Below are 20,399 nucleotides of genomic sequence, written 5' to 3'. Positions count from 1 at the left end.
AGCTCATTGATCCGAGACCTCGCGATCATTGCGCCGATGCAGCCAGGCGAGAAAATCGTCCCCGGCCATCGGTCGCGCGTACCAGTACCCCTGCCCCTGCGTACAGCCCAACCCCAGCAATTGAAGGCGCTGTGCATCGGTTTCAATTCCTTCGATCACCACGGCCATGCCGAGAGTTTCGCCGAGCGCCAGGGTGCTGCTGATTGCCGCACGGCAGCGCGGTTCGTGCTCAAGGTTGCGCACGAAATCGGCATCGAGTTTGATTTCGTTGAACGGCAGTTGACACAAGCGTTGCAACGAGGAAAACCCGGCACCGAAATCATCAATGGACAAGCGGCAGCCCATCATGCGCAAGCGCACCAGACTTTCCAGGCTGGTAGCCGGCGCTTCCAGCAGGCCGCTTTCAGTCAGTTCGAAGGTCAGACTTGAACCGGGTGCCGCATGACTGACCAGAATGTGCCTGATGGCAGCCGTCAGATCACTGTTGGCGAGTTGAGAAGCCTGCAAATTGAACGCGATGTTCAACACAAAGCCTTGCGCCCTGGCACTGGTCTGCAAAGTCAACGCTTCATCTATTTGGCAAAACAGCAACTCGTCGAGCAAGCCGCATCGCTCCAGCACAGGCATGAACACCGCAGGCGGAATGATCCCCCTCGTCGGGTGCTGCCAGCGGCACAGGACTTCGACACCACAGACCTCGCCGGTCTGCAGATTGAATTTGGGTTGATACCAGGCCTTTAACTGCCGCTGCGCCAGTGCCTCACGCACCGCGTCTTCGCTGGCCAGTGGGCTTGCGCTGATCGGTGGCTGCTGGCTGACCGGTTTGGCAAGGGCCTTTTTCAACAAATCATGCAACACCTGCGCATCCAGCGGTTTACCCACATCGCCCAACAACTCCAGTCCGAGCAGCGTCACCATTTGATGCACCGCCCGACACAGATCCGCCGACAACGAGCTGCTGATGATGACCGACTTGACCTGCCCCGACGCGCCCACCCGCTGCAAAAACTCGAGACCGTCCATGCCCTCCATTTGCAAGTCGCACAGGGCAATATCCACCTGCCCGACTGCTTCCAGCACCGCCAGTGCCTGGGCGCCGTCACTGGCCTCGAACACCTCTTGGCAGCCCAACGCCTGGAGCATGCTCACCGCGACGGAACGCTGGAAAGTATGATCTTCTAGAACCAGGACACGGAGCGGCAAAGTAGGCATGGCGATCGACTCATCTCTTGAGGGGCAAGACAATTTTCAAAAATCAGAGGACTAAACACTCTAGGAAAGATCCAAAAATGTGTAGGAGTTTTCCTAAGCATTAAGAGACACCAGCACGGCGTCCAGGGACTGCCGGTCGGGCGTGCGAATCAGGTTCAATTGACGTTGCTGGCTGGCATAAATCGTCTCCGCCTTCGGCTGCCCTCGACGTGCGTCATGGATCAAACCGTGGCGGATCTGCGGATTGCTGAGGAAAAATCGCACCGGATCAATCCCCGTAGCCGCCAACAGTTCGCCGTTGATGATCATCAGTTCAAAGCCTTCGAAAGGATCGTGCGAGTAATGAGTCAGGCCAAGCAGCTCCCGAAAGGACTGCGCGGTTGTGAGCCTGCGGCAACCCAGTTCCTTGAGAGACTTCTCGATTCTGACACGCAGATAAGGCTGGTCTTCGGCGATCAGGATTCGCCAGCATTTGTAAGGCATGAGATTTCAACAATGGCGTGAAGATCAGAGCATGAGGCTCGGGTCAGGTCACGCTAACCAAAAGGCTCGACGATCTATGTAAGAAGTTTCTGAAAAGCGATCCGAATACATCCTGAATCCCACAACAAAGCCGCGCCGGGACTACCCGACGCGGCCTTTTTTCTTACCAAAGATAGCGATAACCCAGGCTCACACCGAATGGCTGCTCGATACCATTGCCCTTGGCGTACTCGGCATCCAGGGAAATCTTGCTTTTCTCCGTGACTTGCAACACGCCACCGAATCCGACTTCCACACGGCTACCTGGCAATTCGGCATCAAATTTATTGCCGTTGACGGTGACCTTGCCGCTGCCCGCGTGCTCGGTAATGTAGGACGCTTTGACGTATGGCTGAGCTTTCATACCGTTACTCAGTTCCAGACTGCGACCAAAGAGCGAACCGACGCGACTTTGCAACGAGTCCAGATTATCGGTCTTGACCCGCAGACCGTTGCTGGCGGTATAGCTCGCCCCCTGGGTCTGGGTGGCCGTGAGTTCGACCTGCGGCTCAACGAACCAGCCATCTTTGAGCGCGATGCGTTTACCGATCTCGATGTTTGCACCGACACCGTTGGTGCTGTAGGAACCTTTTACCGACTCGCCCAGATTGCTCGGGGTTTTGATGTCGTTATCGAAGCGGCTGTACTTCAAAACGCTGTCGACATAGACGCCGTTATCGTTCAGGTAGGTGGCATAGATGCCGAACATGCGGCTGTCGATTTCACCCGAGGCGCCTTCGCCGAAGTCCAGATCCGAACGAGCCGTGCCGACCATTGCACCGACATAGACTTTGCCACTCTCGACAGCAAACGCTTTGTCGGCACCGATTTCCAGACCACTGACGTCCTGAGTGTAAGCACGACTGGAGTGTTCGCTGACATCGAAGCGCTTACCGATAGCACGCGTCCAGAGACCACCATCGTCTTGCCCCATGCGCAATTCGCCCAGACGTTTGACCAGCGCATTCATTTGCGCACTCCACAGACTGGCGCCTGCCGTGTGCGCGGCGATGGCGGCGTTAGTGCCCTTGGAGAGATTTTCGGGTCGTGGGTTGACCGGAGTCGGTGGCGTCACCGGATCCAGCGGGTTTGCTGGATCGACAGGCGTCACCGGATCCACAGGCTTTTCGGGATCGACAGGCGTTACAGGATCCACAGGAAGGCTGCCGCCACTGGCCAGCACCCAGTCATCACCCTGTTGCTGCAAGGTGTAGCGGAACGCGCCGGCATCGACATGACCACCATGGAGTCCAAACTTCGCACTGCCGCCATTGGTGTCCACTAACACCAGACGTCCATCCATAGATGTCGGTTCGCGGCCCGAGTCCCCTACGATCAGCGTGTGATCGCCACTGGCCATTCCCGCGCCCTGCACCACCAGCAAGTCGTCATGCTGACTGGCAATATCGGTGTTCATCAAGATGCTGCCGCTGCCGGACAAAGCGTTGACCGTGAACGTCTTGAAGCTGCCATCAGCGCTCGGTACGAAGGCCAGGCTGCCGCCATTGAGGGTCAGGGAATCAACGGTTTTTACACCGTCCTCCATGATATTGACGGTGCCCCCTGCCTCCGCTACCAACCCATTGGCCTGTGCGCCCTGGTACAGGTTGATCCGCCCGCCATTGCTCACGGTGCTGTTGTTGGCCGTGGCGGTGTCATAGACACTCTGTAAGCCACCGTCGATGCGTGTATTGGTTGCCACCACGCCGCCGAGCATGCCCCTTTGCAGGCTCTGCTCTGCGCCGCTGTTGACCTGGGTGTCGTTCGCAACACCCTTATTGGTCACTACCTGCAGGCCGCCGTTGTTGATGACCGTGTCAGCAGCAGTGCCCATGAGCGTGACGGTCTGCACGCCATTCTGATTGATCACTGTACGGTTGGCCCGCCCTGTCGGGTTTTGCACCGTCTGCGCGCCACCGTTCAGAATTGTGTCGTTGGCCACACTGGCGATGCCCACCATCTGTGAGCCGCCGGCATTGACGATGCTGCGGTTGGCGATGCCACTCTGAACATCCTGGACTCCGTTGACAGTAGCGTCATTCGACACACCGTTCTGAAAAACCGTCTGCGTCCCGGTGACTTCGATCAACGTATTGTTTGCCGTACCGTTGGTGCCGATATTCTGCGTGCCACCGACCACGGTTTCACCATCGACTACAGCACCACTGTTAACGGATGAAGTGAACGCATTCGCGTGTGCCGGCAGCAACAGGAAGATGGCCAGGGCAAGGGGCGAAAGCGTCAGTGCGGGATTCTGTTTGGAGTTGATCGTCTTCATGTTCAGTACCTCATTCGTACTGCCGAGTCGGCAGTGGAAATGCCAATGGCATGGGGCTGAGCAACGACTGACGGAAGGCCGGCGGCTCAGTTGAGGTCTGTAATTTAGAGATCGAAGAGAACTTTCTGAGTAGGAAATTTCCCTACGTTTGTAGGAAATTTCCGAAGCGCATGAGCGGTATTAAAAGCATTCGTCTAGCGAAAATGCACCGTTTGCAGCAAACCCGCGCTCCTCAAAGGAGAGCGGGTAACAGGCTTCATTGGCGCGATCAGTGACGCTCGCCCACCTCCTCGGCCCCATTCGACAGGATCACTTCGACCCGCCGATTTTGCTGGCGGCCTGCCGCGCTACCGTTATCGGCCACCGAGAATTCCTCGCCGAATCCCTGGGTCACGATACGCCGACGATCCACTCCCAATTGCGACAGCGCACTGGCGACAGAGTCCGCGCGGCGCTCGGACAACACCTGATTGGCGGCTTCGTTACCGACGTTGTCGGTGAAGCCTTCCACCCGCACCTTGCGCTCCGGGTTGCTGGCCAGAAAATCGGCCAGTTGCTGAAACTGACGCTGACTGCCGTATTTCAAATCAGCCTTGCCGGTATCGAACAGCACGTCACCGAAGGTCACTACCTCACCCCGATCAGTCTTTTTGGCTTTCAGTGCTTGCAGGGCCTTGAGCTGCTGGGTACGGACATCAAGCTGCACCTGAGTGCGTTCGGCGTCGATTTTCTTCAGGTCGGCTTCTGCCTGGCGACCGACAATGGTCTGCTCGGCCAGAGCAATTTTCTGGCTGGCCAGATAGGCCAACTGATCAACGTCCGGCGCCTGACGATCCTTGAGGGAAGCCTGATCGGCCTTGTTCAGCGCAGTGAACGCGTCCTTGGTTTCGATCGCCGCGAGGGTGTTTGACTCGGCTTTTTGTTGCAGCGCGACAAATTGCGCACGGGCTTGCAGCAATTGCGGGTTTTCCGGCGGTGTGGCGCAACCGCCGAGCATCAGGGCAAACAGGGAAACGGCTGGCAGTAATTTGAAAGTCTGCATGGGGTTTTCCTTATTGAGCACTGGCAGGCGGATTGAAACCGGTGACCGGGTCTTGCAGCATTTCCTGCTTGAGCACCTGGATGCCGCTGCGGGCGTCTGACAATTGCTTCTGCCACTTCACAGCCCGCGACTTGCGTTCGGCCAGGTTGGCGTCAGCTTCGATCTGCTCAGCCAGCACTTTGGCTTGTGGGTAATTTTTTTCGCCCAAGGCGCGCTCCATCGGGAACATCTTGTCCTGCGCTGCCTTCATTTCCAGCGGGGCATATTGGGTCGCATCTGCCGAAACGGCACGATTGACCGCATCTTTGGACAGCGAAATCTGTTGCTCCGGAATCGGTGCACTGGCACAGGCACTCAAAGCTGCCGCGACAACCAGCACGCTGACCGAAAGTCGCGCACGGGAAGACAGATGTTGAAAGTTCATCAACTGCTCCAAACAATAAAAAGTGGGATGACACGCAGCGTGAAGGGGGTCGGCGTTGCCGAGAATCAGTGACCCTGCTCGTTGCGTGCGGCGCTTCGATAGGGGCCGTCAGCGTTGCGCTGACAGTCCATATCGATCGCCCGTTGTCTGAATCAGCCTTCGGCTGACACCACGGCACGTTAGCGAGTGAGGGTCATTGGCGAATGTAGGAAAATTCGCAAATATCGACGTTCAAATCGTAAAAAATCCAGCGAACCGCGATCAGTTCGCCAAGTAGGTTTCCAATTGCGCGGCAAGGTGTTCCATGGCCTGCTGCAGGGCGTCCACCGCCTCGATCAACACCGCCGAATCCAGACCTTCACTGGCGGCTTCCAAGGCCTCACAGGCCTCGATCAGTGACTGCACCTTGATAATCCGTGCGCCACCTTTGACCCGGTGTGCAAGATCCGCCAATCCTGGCAAATCATGCTGCGTAAACAGACGCATGAGTTTGGCCATGTCGTCGTTATTACTGGTGGCCAGATCCGTCAGCAGGCTCTTGATTGACGCCCGGTCACCGCGGGTCAGTTGCTCAAGACTGCTCAGGTCAAAATCAGCGCCGCCGTCCGCCACGCCGCTATCCTCACCTTCGGTTGCAGGCCGGGCGTGAGGCGTGACAGAGGCCAGACGCGCATTCAGATCCTTGAGGCTGATGGGCTTGAACAGGCAATCGTCCATGCCCGCTTCCGCGCAACGCACCTTTTCTTCAGCCAGTGCATTGGCGGTGAAACCCAGTACCAGGCTGCGCGGTAACGCTCGTGCACCCTCTTCGTCGCGTATCGCCCGCGCCAACTCGTAGCCGTTCATGATCGGCATGTTGCAATCGGTGATGACTACATCGAAAGTCTCGTTGCGCCAGGCCCGCAAACCATGGGCGCCGTCTTCAGCGTCCGTGACCCGGTGCCCCAGATAAGTCAGCTGTTGAGACAACAACAAACGGTTGGCCGGATAATCGTCGATCACCAGGATATTCAGCGCCCGACTGACCGTTACCGGTTCAATCTCGGCCGCCACCACGCGTGCCTGTGGCTGGAGGGTAGGTAAACTGAGGCGCACCTCAATCTGCGTGCCCTGCCCCAGCACGCTGTCCATCGTCAGCGTGCCCCCCATCATTTCGCACAAGGTGCGGCTGATCACCAGACCCAGCCCGGAACCGCCCTGCGCAGACTGGCCATGGTTGCCGGCCTGCGTGAACGGCGTGAACAGCCGTTGCTGATCTTCGACGGATATCCCGCGGCCGCTGTCTTCGACCCGCAGGCATAGTGCCAATCGATCCTGGTCAGCAGCACGTTCTACCCGCATGCGCAGAACGACGTGGCCCACCTCGGTGAACTTGATCGCATTGCTCAACAGGTTCGACAGCACTTGCTTGAAGCGCAGCGGATCGATCAATACGTCTACGTTGGCCAACGCATCCAGATCCAATTGCAGGCGTAGTTGTTTCTGTCGCGCCAACCCTTCGAATATCCGCACCACTGACTCAATCAGCTCACGCAGGTTGGCCCGCTCCGGCGCCAGCGACAAACGGCCGGATTCGATCCGTGCAATGTCGAGAATGTCGCCGATAAGATCGAGCAAACCCCGCGCCGCGCCCGAGGCCACCTCGATGGCGAAACGATCCATGACGCCCTGATCGGCTTTTTTCATGGCCAGTTCCAGCATCCCGATCATGGCATTCATCGGTGTGCGGATCTCATGACTCATGGTCGCCAGGAACGTCGTCTTGGCGCGGTTGGCATCGTCGGCGCCGTCTTTGGCGATGCGCAGTTCGTGCAACAGTTGCTGGCGTTCGCTGACGTCGATCCAGCCGGAAATCATACCGCTGACTTCGCCATCACTGCCACGGTAAGGCAGCATCCAGTGATAAATAGTCAGGACACGACCGTCTCCCAGACTGAGTTTTCGATCCTCAATCCGCGGCACGCCTTCATCCATGACTTGCCGGTAATCGCTTGCAAAGCCCTGCGCTTCGACAGGGTCACTCAGCACACCGTCGGTCACGGTTTTGCCGATCACCGCCTCGCGTTCAACGCCAAACACTTGCAGGTAACCGCTGTTACAGGTCACCAGCCGTCCGTCGCGGTCGCGCACATAGATCGGGTGCGGCGTGCCGTCGATCAACACGCGCATGAACTCCATCTGGTCGTTGAGGGCGATTTCAGCCTGGCGCCGCTTGCGCATCAGCATGCGCAGGTAAGCAATCCAGCCGAACGCCACCAGCAGCAAGACACCGGCAATGACGAACCCTTGAATGATCGTACTGCGGTGGCGTAACCAATAGCTGTCGTCGACCACGACGTCAGTACGCCAGCGGTTGGTCAGTTCATCCATTTCTTCAGGGGAAATGCTCAACAGCGCCTTGTCGAGAATCGAGTACAACTCCAGTGCACCACGATCGGTGGCCAGCGCTATGCGCGCCTGTTGAGTCCCTACGGTGCTGGTGACTTGCAACCGGCCGCGATACTGGCGGGAGATCAAGTAGCGGGCATTGAGCAGGGAATTGATCGCACCGTCGACTTCGCCCTGCGCAACCATGTTCATCGCGTCGGCAGCATTCTGCGCCGTCACCAGGTGCACCTGAGGGAACTGCTCCACCAGGTATTCGCGCAGTACGTTGCCGCGAATCAATGCCAAGCGCTTCCCGGCCATTTGATCCAGGGTCTGGGGAGTGGCGTCGCCGCTGGCAGTGACCAATACGAACGGGTTGGTCAGGTAAGGCCGGGTAAAACGTAAATCGCCTTCACGCTCGGTACTGGGAGTAAACGCTGCAAGCATGTCAGCCTTGCCACTGGTCACCCGATCGACAAGGTCACTGACCGACTCGGCCCGTTGCACGTCGAATTTCAGGCCGGTGCGCAGGCTGACCTTGGCCAGGACATCGGCACTGATGCCACGAAAATTACCTTCACTGTCGAAGAACGTCAGCGGTAGAAAATTCTCGTTGATCGCCACTTTTATCCTGGGATGACGCTCCAGCCAGCGTTGCTCGCTGACGCTGAAGTGCAGGGTCTGTCGCCCGGGCATGGTCGCGCCCCCCGAACTCCAACGGCGCAAAATGCTCATGCGCTCACTGGTCGGAATCGTGTCCAGCGCCGTATTGAGGATACGCAACAGTCGGTCATTCCCACGACTCACGGCAAAGCCGAATGGCTGCACTTCCATCCGCGAGAAATCACTGAGCTGTACGTTATTGAGGTAATTCTTGCTGATCAGGTAATTGGAGCTGATCGAGTCACCCAAGTACACGTCCGCCTGGCTGAACGCCACCGCACCGATAGCGCTCAAGGTCGAGGGGTACAACTGGATGATGGCCTTGGGATAGAACGCCTTCACCACTTCTGGCGGCAAATAGTGATAGAGCATCGCCACGCGCTTGCCAGCCAGATCCACCGGCAGGTTCTGGTTGTCGCCGATACGGGTCAGCAACGTCGGCTGATCGTCGGCGTACGAATGGGAAATCGCCAGGTCGGGATCCACCGCCTCGTAGCCATTAGCGGTGCCAAGCAAATCAATCTCACCGCTTTTGAGCGCAGCCAGCACCTCGGTACGCGATTCAAAACGACGCACCTCGACCTTGATATGCAGCAACTGAGCGATCAATTGCGCATAGTCGGCCGTCAGACCTTCGTAGTCATTGTCATTGGTGGTAATGCCAAACGGTGAGTAATCGGGAGCCGAAGCACCCAGCAACAGAGTTTTGCGGTGCCGCAACCAGCTCCAGTCCGCCTCGTCGAGTGAAACCGAGTATTCATCGACCGTCGAACGCCCAAGCAACTGCATTGTTTCAGGCGCAGCTGCAAAGGCACTGCCAGCTACCAGCAAGCCAGACAGCAGCAGGCCCGCCAGGTACTTTTTGAAAGAAATATTCATCTAGACAAGGTTATTGCGCTTGGCGAAATCGGCGAGGTACACCACCGATTTGACCTTGAGCTTCTCGATCAGCCGGGTCTTGTAAGTGCTGACGGTTTTGTTGCTCAGCAGCATCGCTTCACCGATTTCTTTGTTGCTCAGGCCGTTGGACAACTGTTGCAGGATCGCCAACTCACGATCGGACAAGCTCTGGATCAGTTCCAGATCAGAGGTATCGACATCGCTGCGCCGCACCGAACTGGTGGCCAGATTGGGAAAGAAGGTATAGCCGTCCATCACGGCCTTGATGGCTTTGATCAGCTCATCGAGGTCGTTGGTCTTGGAGATATAGCCAGCGGCGCCGGCCTTCATGCAGCGCATGGAATAGAACAGCGCCGACTGCGAGGTCAGTACCAGAATCTTGCTCGACAGCCCCAGTGCACTGATGCGCGAAATCACTTCCAGCCCATCGAGCTTGGGCATGGCGATATCCAGAACAATCAGATCCGGGGCGTATTCACGGGCCAGTTGCACAGCATCGGCGCCGTTGTCTGCCTCGGCCACGACCTCGAACTGTTCCTGCTTGAGCAGCATCTTGACCGAAGAGCGAATGAACGGATGATCGTCCACAACTATCGCTTTAAGCATAAAAACCTCTGGAAAGCACGCCGGCAACCGACATCGTCAAGGCCATGAGTGTGAGTGTTACAGCAAGCCATTCGGTGCGTGCAGCAAAAATACACGAGCGCGAATGAAGTGTAGGAAATTTCTGCAAATACATCGGAGTAAACCCTGAAGTATTCACCGTGCATTCTCCATTGCTTCCAGCCATTGCAGCAGATCGTGCCCAGTCATGGGCCGGGCCAAGTGAAAGCCCTGACCAGTGTCACAACCCAGTTCAAGCAGGCCCTCACGAATCCGCGAACTGCTGACGCCCTCAATCACCAGCCTCATGTCCAGCGACTGCGCCAGCCCCTGTGTGCAGGTCACCATGGCGCGATTGCGTTGACGATCCAGGCGCTGAACAAAGCGTCCATCGAGCTTGATCTGATTGAAGGGTAGCCGGCAAAGCAGCTTGAGCGAAGAGAAGCCCACGCCGAAGTCATCGACCGACAAACCGCAGCCCAACAGTCTCAATCGCAGCAGGTTTTCATGGATGCCGGGGGCGCTGTCGAGCAAGCCGTTTTCCGCCAGTTCGAACATCAGCGTCGAACCCTTGAAGGCATGTCGCTCGAGTGCCCGTTTGATGTGCTCGATCAGTTCACCGCTTGCCAGTTGCGAGGCATGCAGGTTGAACGCCAGCGTCAGGTTGACGCCTTGGCGACGCAAGATCCCCATCAGGCTCAAGCCCTGCTCCAGCAGACTTTTGAACATCTGATCAATCAAGTCATACGCCAGCACTGCCGCCAGGAACTCACTGGGCAGCAACACACCCCGCGACGGATGTTGCCATCGAGCAAGCGCCTCGAACCCGACGGCGGTGCCGGTCTGGAGTTTTATCTGCGGCTGAAACCAGGCACGAAACTCCCCCAACGCAAGCCCGCGACGCACCTCTTCTTCAGTGGGCAGTTCTTTGCGTAGCACGTTCGGCACTGGCATTGCACGAGCGAGACTGAAGCGGTGCAAGAGACGATGGAGCGAGCGCAGTTGAATCGGCCGACGGAGTATCCCGAGCAGTTGCAGCCCGGCCAGCGAATGCATTTGCCCCAGCGCACGATGCAACTCCGGTTGCAATTCGCTGCATAGCACCACCGCGCGTACCATGCCGCTTTGACTGGCGCGCCTCAGAAACTCAAGGCAATCGAGCCCGCGATCGGTCAGGTCGCATAGCACGATGTCGACGCCGCCATACAGGTGCATCTGCACCATCGCATGTTCGCCATCCGTGGCTTGTACCACGTCGCGTACGCCAAGACGCTGCAACATCTTCACCAGCACGCTGCGCGCAAAACCTTGATTTTCCAACACCAGAATACGTGGGGAGGCCATCGTCAATTCATCGCTTAATCGACCTGAGAGCAGGCATATTGGCGACAGCCGAGAGCAGGTTGCGAAGGACTTATCCGACAGTCATGTAGGAAATTTCCCAGAGATAGCGCCTGCAAAAAAATGGCGGCGTTGGCGCCGGCCGCCTGCCTCAGTAATAGATGATCTGCACCACCATGATCGCTTCGAAAGGCCCGACCTTCGGATCGCCCAACGATACGACTGAAGCACTGAACGGCAAGTCGATATGAGTCACGTCCGGCGGAAAATTGACCAGCGGAAAAGGTTCGTTGATCGGCACCAATTGATTGCGTGAGTCCCGCACCTGAATGCCGAACTGGCTATCACTGGCCGGCACAATCGTGTAGTCACCCTGCTGCTGAGTCGTGACCAATGTGGCGCCCAGGTTGATCGCCGTGCTGCATCTTTTCTCCAGCGCCAGGCTGAACGGCCGAGTCGGATTGGGCGGAGAGAGGCCGGTGGCGGTTTTCTGGATGATCCCGAAATCGACGATTCCAGGCTCCGGAGTTACCGTTACATCAACACTGCAAGCCGTCCCGACAATATTTTGCAGGCCGCTGAGTTGAAAACGGAAATTGCCGAATGGGTTGCCCGGCCCGCCATTGAGTCCATACAACCCGTCGAACTGGAATACGTCGTACGTATCTTGTGAGGGGCGCTGCAGCGGTAACAGCCCGCGTTTGCGGATCACCACCTGAAAAGCAATGCTCGGACTGACCAACGAACACGGCAGCATCTCTGCATCATTGGAGGCAGCGGGGCAGCCCCGTGAAACAAAACCGGTATTCACCCCTTGGGTGGGATTGGCGCTCCAGTCACCGTCCCAGGCTGTCACCCCCTTGTACACCAGACCAAATTCGATACCCCAGGGCGTCGCGTTCAGTCCGGCCGGGTTGCCGTAGAAATAAATCGGGTCGTCTTCGGCAAAATGGATGTCGTGAACCTTAAAGCACTTGGCGGGCACCACATGCGTTTTCGAGCGCCAGATGATCGTGCCGTCCGGCACTGTATCGGGCACCGACACCGGGCCGATGTATTCGCTCAGGTAGGAACCGTCATTCAACGATTTACACAACATCGCCCAGGACGCCTGAGAAAACATCAGCAACAGCATTGCCAGACAAAGCCTGAGCTGCGTGCGCTTCATGGTTTGACGCCCGTGCAGACGTTTGCCACGCAATTGAACAGCGTATCGGTCTGCCCACCGAAGTCGTTCATGTTCGATACCCGCAGCGAGGTAAGCGCGGTGCTGGTCAATGGAAAGCGTGCGTTGGCGTAGGGCGCGATCATGATGGTGTCGATCGGCATCCGAGTCTTTTGCTCACCGGCCAGCAACCCGACAACGGTGATGTGGAACGGCGTCGGGTTGTCCACCAAAAGCTGTTTGCTGCCCGGATCGATTTTCAGCTTCAGGCCCAATGCCAGATCGTCGCCACGTTCGCGTTTGACCGAGGCCGGGCGATAGAACAGCTTGATTTTCGACTGCAAGGCGATCTGCATCGAATTGACGGCCTGGGTCTTGGGTGGAATCTCGCGCACGTTAAGGTAAAACACCGACTCGCGATCTTTGGGCAAGGCCAGCTCAGGCAGTTTCACGATGCGCAGCACGCTGCTTTCACTGGGTTCAATGCGCTGCAATGGCGGCAGCACCATGAACGGCGTCGTGACCTTTTGGCCAGCTTCGTTTTCGATCCACGACTGCACGACAAAAGGCAACTGCGCGTTCTTGTTGCTGAGCGTGACGCTTACCGACGGCGCGCTCTCCTCGAACACGATTCGCGTTCGATCCGGCACCACGGCCGCGTTCGCCAACAACGGCACACACAGGCCTGCAATGAGGCCCAATCGATTGAACAGGCCACGGGTTGTGAACAATGAAAGAGATTGCATGAGGTTTCTCCACAAGGATAAGGGCCGAGTCAACTTCGGGCCCGGATTAAAGGCAGCGCACGGGTTTGGCGATGTTGGTCACGACGTCTTCCTCAGGCAGTGCGGCCAGGGCACAACGATTGACGTCGTCCCACACCGCGACCAACTCAGCCTGCGTTTTGACGCCCAGCAGATAAGTCACCCCGGCTTCACCGACGATGCCTACTTCCTTGTTTGTGTGTTTGTCCTGCACCGACGCACCGAACGGCACCGGTTTGCCATCCGCTCGGGTTAACGTCACGTAGGCGTTATGCCCACGGGCAGTGGAAAAATTGACATAGCCGATAGCACCCTCGGTCAGTGCCAGACGCTGCACCGGGTTGGAAACTTCGGTGTTGAGCGGCAACTTTTCCATGTTGATCCGCGCCTCATAGGCCTGGAACGATGGCAAACCGTCCATCACCGCGTACCCGGCCTGGTTGGAGCGGGTCTGACCACTGAACGCCACGTCCGGCACACCCTCGGTCGACACCAGCAACCGGGTATCGCCATTCGAACCGTTGCCATGGGCCGACACGCCATAACGGGTGGCGACCAGCGAACTGTCGAACTCGCCGGTCAGCGAACGGTAGGTGCTGCCATCGGTGGTAGCAGAAGCGTTGGCCCGATAGGTAGAAGCACGCTTGCCGACATAAGCGTTGACGTAGCGGTTGTCACCGATCCCGCCATACACCTGATAATTCAGGCCATCGCCGTCGTCATGGCTATAACCGACGTTGCCCGACGACGCTCCGGCGCCCGAGCGCTGCATATTGCTCGACAGCATCGAGTTACCGCCCAGCGGAATGGAAACCCCAAGATAGATCTGCGAATCGTTCTGCCGCGTATTGCGGGTTTGATAGGCCGACAGGTTGGCGTTGATGTTCTTGACGTTGCCGATGGAAAAACTGCGTGCCAGCGACAAACCGAAACGCTCGGAAGGCGCCGCATCCCAATAGGTGGAATGGTCGTAGGAGACACTCGTCGACAGCCAGGAAAAATGCTTGGCCAGCGTCACCGAATAACGCTGCTTGCCCGAGTTCAGTGAATAGGAATCAGGGTCGCCGACAAACTGCGAGAAGTTGGTAAACGTCTTGTCAGAAAAGCGGTAGCCGAGAAACCGCAGGTCTGTGCCAATGTCATCGAAACGCTTGGAATAGTTGATCCGGTACGAATTACCCACCACCGTTTCGCCACTCCAGCGCAGCTTGGCCCGCGACGTGGTGACGTCTGCCGATAAGGCGCCGAACACCCCGAGATCCTTACCGACGCCGATGGCATCCGACAGGTAATCCGAAGCGGCAAGCACGCCGCCATATACCGTCCAGTCCCGAGGCAAACCGTAGGCGATCTCTGAAGCAATAAACCCCGGCTCGGTGCCGCCGGCGCCGTTGAGTCGCGGCTGCCCGGCCGAGACCTTGTAGCGCAACTCGCCCTCGCGGGACAAAAACGGTACCGCCGCAGTGGTGACCGTGAAGGTCTGCTCGGTGCCGTCCTCTTCGCGCACGGTGACGTCCAGCGTGCCTTGGGCGCTGCTGTTCAAATCCTGAATACTGAATGCGCCGGGAGTCACCGTGGTCGAGTACAACACCCGCCCCTGCTGCGACACGGTCACGGTCGCGTTGGTCCGCGCCAAACCACTGATCAACGGCGCATAACCGCGCAAACTGGGCGGCAGCATGCGGTCGTCACTGCTCAGCGTCGCACCACGCAGCGCAAACGTATCGAACACATCGGAGTTCAAATAATCTTCGCCCACCGATAGTTTCGAGCGAATGGCCGGCAAGGCGCGATAGGCATAGAGACGGTTCAACTGGAACGCTTTGCTGTTGATGTCGCCGCTCTGGTTACCGGACTCTTGCCGGGCCTGGTAATCGGCACGAATCCGCCAGGCGTCAATGTTCAACCCGGCGGTGCCGTAACTTTGCAACGAACGGGAGTCTCCGGACGCCGTGGACTGGCGGCTGTTGGCGATCACTCGGTAATCAAGCAATGCGCCGTCCAGCCCCTCGCTCCAGGCAGCCGGGGGAATGTAATTGGGATCGTCATATTGAAACGTCGCCTGCGGCAGACTGATCGAGAGTCGGCCCAGACTTTTGATGTACTTGATGCTGGCGTTGTCGATCCCGCGCAAATCAACGCACTGGCCGCCAGCTAATCTTGGCAGGCCCTTCAAGACGTCCGGTTTCAAACCGAACATCGCCACCAGTTCTTCCGGCAGGCAGGCGTAACTTTCCTGCGGATCGTCAGCACTTTTGAATTCAATGGAACGGTTACCGAAGTAACGCTGATTGACCGTGATATCCAGTAAGTAACTGCCGGGCACGGTGTATTGGGCATGGGTAAACTGTCCGAGGCTGATATTGTCTTTACGATCAATATTCAGAAACTCCGAATTGAACTCCACAGCATTGGAATAACGCGCAGAGGTGATCAATACGCAAGACACAAAAAGTGTGCGGCAGTACACGGGCAATACCCTTTAAACAGTGCTCTGACGGATAAGAAAAAAGGGGCTATCGCCCCTTTTTCTTAAAACAATCGATACGGGCGTATCAGTTGTAGGCAACGGTGAAGTTGGCAACGCTGTCCGCTTCACCGGTAGTAACGGAAGCAGCGGTGGCTTCGTACATCGCCGCGAAGGTCACGGTGTTGTTGCCGTCTTGCAGAACGACCGGCGCGACCTGCTCCTTGCCGTTATCGAGCATTTCACCAGCGCTGGCCTGCAGGCGGATGCCGACGTTCTGGGCCAGGCCAGTAGTAGCGAACAGTGCCGGAACCGATGGATCCTGCACGCCGCTGAAGGTGAAGCGGGCGTTCTTCTGGGTGGTGGTGTCGCAGTCGGTCAGGACGATGTCGAACTTGACCGGGTCGGAGCGATCACCCGTAGCCTTGAAACGGTTCGACGGCACCTGACCCAGCGAAACAGTTTGATCAAGGGAGTTGGCGTCGATACCGCACGCGCCGGAAACGATTTCACCGATAAAGCGCACGGTGCCTGGGTTGCCGGTTGCTGGCGCAGCATTGGCGAAAGAAGCAAGGCTCATGGCAACAGCAGCGGTAGTCACAGCGAAAAACTTATTCATCGTAGGCATCTCTAGGGATAGTTATTTATCAGGCCCAGCGGCCTGGCTTCCCAAACAACTCACGAGCGGCAACCTGGTTTATCGCTGTAACAAATAAACCATGGCTTATTCCGACAACTGAAGCCCCCCATACTTTTGGCCATCGCCGCCGGTATTTTCCTGGCCCAACAGTTGTGAAAAAAGTGATGCCTCACTGATTATTCAGGACGCCGGGCATCTCTGCTCCGAGGAAAATAATGAGTGATGCCCCCTAGTGAAAATGTAAGTTCTTTCTCTCCGACATGTAGGACATTTCTCAGCGCTAATCGGTGGTACTCGGACTCCAGAACGCCTGCACCACCAGCGATGAAGTCGAGATCCGCGCTACCAGAGCATCCAGTTCATCCCCATCGACCGAGGTGGTCGCCAGCGTCGCCTCGATTTCAATTTCATCGGCACCGAAGGCATGCACGTCGACATCGCTGGCCGGGTAATTACTGCGTTCCAGTTCCGCTTCGAGCAAGGCGAACACGGCTTTCTGCTGCGAGCGCCGGGCGATGACGTAGACGATGTTGGTGACTTCGGCCGAGACCACGTCCAGTGGCTGACGGTTGATGTTGTTGACGATAGGCCGCAGCAAGGTGTTGGCGGCGAGGATAAACAGTGTGCCGAGCACTGCTTCGGCGAGCAGGTCGGCACCCGCGCAGGCGCCGACTGCTGCCGAGGTCCACAGGGTTGCGGCAGTGTTGAGGCCACGCACGTTGCCTTCTTCGCGCATGATCACCCCGGCACCGAGAAAACCGATGCCGGAGACCACATAGGCAACCACCCGCACCGCGCCTTCAGCGCCCGCGAGACGGTTGGCCATGTCGACGAAAATCGCTGCGCCGACCGCCACCAGCACATTGGTGCGCAGGCCGGCAGTGCGTTGCCGATACTGGCGTTCGAAGCCGATCAAGCCGCCGAGGATGAACGCGGCGCTGAGGCTGATCAGGGTGTCGAGCAGCGAAGTGAGGTTGAGGTTGTTGATGGCTTGCATGATGAAATCCTTGAAAAACACGCGATCTCTGTAGGAGTGAGCCTGCTCGCGATAGCGGTGTGTCAGTCGCTGGAAATCTTGACAGACAGATTGCTATCGCGAGCAGGCTCACTCCTACAGGTGCAGCATTACTGCCAGCCGAACCGGCGGATGTAGAAACCTTTAACCGCTTGGGTCAACGCCATGTACGCCAGCAGAATCACCGGCAAGAACACGAAGTACAGCGATGGCAGCGCCTGCAATTTGAAGTAGTGCGCCAGCGGCCCCATCGGCAGGAAGATGCCGACCGCCATGATGATCCCGGTCATTACCAGCAGCGGCAGAGCTGCGCGGCTTTGCAGGAACGGAATCTTCGGCGTGCGGATCATGTGCACGATCAGCGTCTGGGTCAGCAACCCCACCACGAACCAGCCCGACTGGAACAGCGTCTGGTGATCCGGGGTGTTGGCATCAAACACGTACCACATCAAAGCGAACGTGGTGATGTCGAAGATCGAACTGATCGGGCCGAAGAACAGCATGAAGCGCCCAACGTCGCCCGGCTGCCAGCGCTGCGGCTTTTTCAGCATCTCTTCATCGACGTTGTCGAACGGGATGGCGATCTGCGAAATGTCGTAGAGCAGGTTCTGCACCAACAGATGCATGGGCAGCATCGGCAGGAACGGAATGAATGCACTGGCAACCAGCACCGAGAACACGTTGCCGAAGTTGGAACTGGCGGTCATTTTGATGTACTTGAGCATGTTGGCGAAGGTGCGCCGCCCTTCGAGCACGCCCTCCTCCAGCACCATCAGGCTTTTTTCCAGAAGGATGATGTCCGCGGCCTCTTTGGCGATGTCCACCGCGCTATCCACCGAGATACCGATGTCGGCCGTGCGCAGCGCCGGCGCATCGTTGATGCCGTCGCCCATGAAACCGACCACATGACCGTTGCCCTTGAGGATGCGCACGATGCGTTCCTTGTGCGACGGCGTCAGTTTGGCGAAGACGTTGGTTTTCTCTACCGCCTCGGCCAGCTCGGCATCGCTCATGCGCTCGATATCGTTGCCCAATAACAAGCCCTGTTGCGCGAGGCCGACTTCGCGGCAGATTTTCGCGGTCACCAATTCGTTGTCACCGGTCAGCACCTTCACGGCTACGCCATGCTCGGCCAAAGCCTTGAGCGCCGGCGCGGTGCTTTCTTTCGGTGGATCAAGGAATGCCACGTAACCAATCAGCGTCAGATCCTGTTCATCGGCCAGGCTATAGACGTCGCGACCTTCAGGCATCGAGCGGGCCGCCACCGCCACTACGCGCAAGCCTTCAGCGTTGAATGCTGCGGTGACCTGACGAATCCGGGTCAGCAATTCATCGCTCAAGGCTTCATCGACGCCGCCGTGACGCACGCGGCTGCACACTGCCAGCACTTCTTCCACCGCGCCTTTGCAGATCAGTTGATGCGGCTGACCGCGCCCCTCGACAACCACCGACATACGGCGACGGTTGAAGTCGAACGGGATCTCATCGACCTTGCGAAACGCGGTGCCGACTTTCAGTTCACGGTGAACTTCCACGTGTTCCAGTACGGCCACGTCGAGCAGGTTTTTCAGGCCGGTCTGGTAGTAACTGTTGAGGTAGGCCATTTCCAGCACATCGTCGGAGTCTTCGCCCCAGACGTCGACATTGCGCGCGAGGAAAATCTTGTCCTGGGTCAGGGTGCCGGTCTTGTCGGTGCACAGCACGTCCATGGCGCCGAAGTTCTGAATGGCATCGAGGCGTTTGACGATGACTTTCTTGCGCGACAGAAACACCGCGCCTTTGGCCAACGTCGAGGTGACGATCATTGGCAGCATTTCCGGGGTCAGCCCGACCGCAATCGACAGCGCGAACAGCAGCGCTTCGGTCCAGTCACCCTTGGTGAAACCGTTGATAAACAGCACCAGCGGCGCCATGACGAACATGAAACGGATCAACAGCCAGCTGACTTTGTTGACGCCCAGCTGGAACGACGTGACCGCACGATCAGTCGCACCGACACGTTGCGCCAGGGCACCGAAATAGGTGCTGTTGCCGGTGGTGAGAACCACTGCCACCGCCGTGCCGGACACCACGTTGGTGCCCATGAACAGGATATTTTCCAGCTCCAGCGGATTGCGTGTGTCGCGATCAGCCTGACGCGGGAACTTCTCCACCGGCATCGATTCGCCAGTCATTGCCGCCTGACTGACGAACAGGTCTTTGGCGCTGAGCACCCGGCAATCGGCGGGAATCATGTCGCCAGCCGACAGCACGATCAGATCGCCCGGCACCAATTGCTTGATCGGCAACTCGGCGCGCGGTGCGTCACGGCGCATCACCGTGGCGGTGTTGCTGACCATGGCCTTGAGTGCGTCGGCGGCCTGGTTGGATTTGCTTTCCTGCCAAAAGCGCAGCAGCGTCGACAGCACCACCATGGAGAAAATCACCACGGCGGCTTTGAGGTCTTCGGTCAGCCACGAGATGACCGCCAGCAAGGTCAGCAGCAGGTTGAACGGGTTTTTGTAGCAGTGCCACAGGTGTGTCCACCACGGCAGCGGCTGCTCGTGCTCGACTTCATTGAGGCCGTACTGCGCACGCAGGGCATCGACTTCAAAATCAGTCAGGCCTTCGGCGTGGGTCCCCATTGAAGACAGCAACACAGCGCTGTCGCCATGCGCAGCATCGACCAGCGTGTTGGCCAGAGTGGGCGGGACTTCACGGCTGACCGTGGTGTCGTTGATGGTTTCCAGCAACGCCAGGCGACGGAAGTGCCGGGCGAAGTGGCGGGTCCGCAGAAAGCCTGCGAAAAATTCCTTGAGCGTAAGTTTCATGGCTGTTGCCCCTGTGGTCAGCCGGGAAACCGTCAAGCAGGTACGGCCGCGCCTCGTCCGCCGGGTAAACCGGCACGGCAAGGTTTGGCGCGCCGGTCAGAAAAGACAGGCGTGTCGATAGGGCTGCGATGGCGACTTTAAAAAGTCGGAATCACGCTCTTTCAGTGTCGATGAGAAGGACGTCGA

General features: G+C 57.9%; 14 protein-coding genes. All 14 read right to left on the bottom strand.

The genetic code is table 11. The features are described from left to right. Nucleotides 1-3: 3 nt before the first annotated feature. Nucleotides 4-1,212, bottom strand: a complete 1,209-nt coding sequence (locus IAI51_RS01665; protein WP_187676905.1) for an EAL domain-containing protein — start codon at nucleotides 1,210-1,212, stop codon at nucleotides 4-6. 93 nt (nucleotides 1,213-1,305) lie between these two features. Then, on the bottom strand, nucleotides 1,306-1,695 hold the full coding sequence (locus tag IAI51_RS01660; protein WP_187676904.1) for a hypothetical protein: 390 nt from the start codon (nucleotides 1,693-1,695) through the stop codon (nucleotides 1,306-1,308). Between the two features lie 163 nt (nucleotides 1,696-1,858). Then, nucleotides 1,859-4,012, bottom strand: a complete 2,154-nt coding sequence (locus tag IAI51_RS01655; RefSeq protein WP_187676903.1) for an autotransporter outer membrane beta-barrel domain-containing protein — start codon at nucleotides 4,010-4,012, stop codon at nucleotides 1,859-1,861. A gap of 268 nt (nucleotides 4,013-4,280) precedes the next feature. Continuing rightward, on the bottom strand, nucleotides 4,281-5,054 hold the full coding sequence (locus tag IAI51_RS01650; protein WP_187676902.1) for an OmpA family protein: 774 nt from the start codon (nucleotides 5,052-5,054) through the stop codon (nucleotides 4,281-4,283). Between the two features lie 10 nt (nucleotides 5,055-5,064). Beyond that, nucleotides 5,065-5,478, bottom strand: coding sequence for a DUF4398 domain-containing protein (locus tag IAI51_RS01645; RefSeq protein ID WP_187676901.1), 414 nt, complete (start codon nucleotides 5,476-5,478; stop codon nucleotides 5,065-5,067). A gap of 261 nt (nucleotides 5,479-5,739) precedes the next feature. Continuing rightward, nucleotides 5,740-9,387, bottom strand: coding sequence for a transporter substrate-binding domain-containing protein (locus tag IAI51_RS01640; RefSeq protein ID WP_187676900.1), 3,648 nt, complete (start codon nucleotides 9,385-9,387; stop codon nucleotides 5,740-5,742). Next, entirely contained in the window at nucleotides 9,388-10,014 is a 627-nt protein-coding gene (locus tag IAI51_RS01635; protein WP_187676899.1) for a response regulator transcription factor, read from the bottom strand. A gap of 153 nt (nucleotides 10,015-10,167) precedes the next feature. After that, nucleotides 10,168-11,355, bottom strand: coding sequence for an EAL domain-containing protein (locus tag IAI51_RS01630; RefSeq protein ID WP_187676898.1), 1,188 nt, complete (start codon nucleotides 11,353-11,355; stop codon nucleotides 10,168-10,170). A 148-nt stretch (nucleotides 11,356-11,503) separates the two neighbouring features. Next, nucleotides 11,504-12,520: a fimbrial protein gene (locus IAI51_RS01625; protein ID WP_262410278.1), complete on the bottom strand. Its 1,017-nt coding sequence runs from the start codon at nucleotides 12,518-12,520 to the stop codon at nucleotides 11,504-11,506. Continuing rightward, nucleotides 12,517-13,263 carry a molecular chaperone gene (locus IAI51_RS01620; RefSeq protein WP_187676897.1) on the bottom strand — a complete coding sequence of 249 codons (747 nt, stop codon included), beginning with the start codon at nucleotides 13,261-13,263 and terminating at the stop codon, nucleotides 12,517-12,519. Before IAI51_RS01620 ends, IAI51_RS01625 begins: the two co-directional genes overlap by 4 nt. A 46-nt stretch (nucleotides 13,264-13,309) precedes the next feature. Continuing rightward, nucleotides 13,310-15,730, bottom strand: a complete 2,421-nt coding sequence (locus IAI51_RS01615; protein WP_316249748.1) for a fimbria/pilus outer membrane usher protein — start codon at nucleotides 15,728-15,730, stop codon at nucleotides 13,310-13,312. A 106-nt stretch (nucleotides 15,731-15,836) separates the two neighbouring features. Continuing rightward, complete coding sequence (locus IAI51_RS01610; protein ID WP_187676896.1) at nucleotides 15,837-16,367, bottom strand: fimbrial protein; 531 nt, start codon at nucleotides 16,365-16,367, stop codon at nucleotides 15,837-15,839. 301 nt (nucleotides 16,368-16,668) lie between these two features. Further along, nucleotides 16,669-17,385: an MgtC/SapB family protein gene (locus IAI51_RS01605; protein WP_187676895.1), complete on the bottom strand. Its 717-nt coding sequence runs from the start codon at nucleotides 17,383-17,385 to the stop codon at nucleotides 16,669-16,671. Nucleotides 17,386-17,513: 128 nt separating this feature from the next. Further along, entirely contained in the window at nucleotides 17,514-20,213 is a 2,700-nt protein-coding gene (gene mgtA / locus IAI51_RS01600) for a magnesium-translocating P-type ATPase (RefSeq protein ID WP_187676894.1), read from the bottom strand. Between the last annotated feature and the right edge of the window lie 186 nt (nucleotides 20,214-20,399).

This window comes from Pseudomonas sp. N40(2020) (assembly GCF_014472415.1).
Lineage (GTDB): Bacteria > Pseudomonadota > Gammaproteobacteria > Pseudomonadales > Pseudomonadaceae > Aquipseudomonas.
Note: the sequence above shows the minus strand (reverse complement) of the source record. Positions and strands in the feature narration are given on the sequence as shown.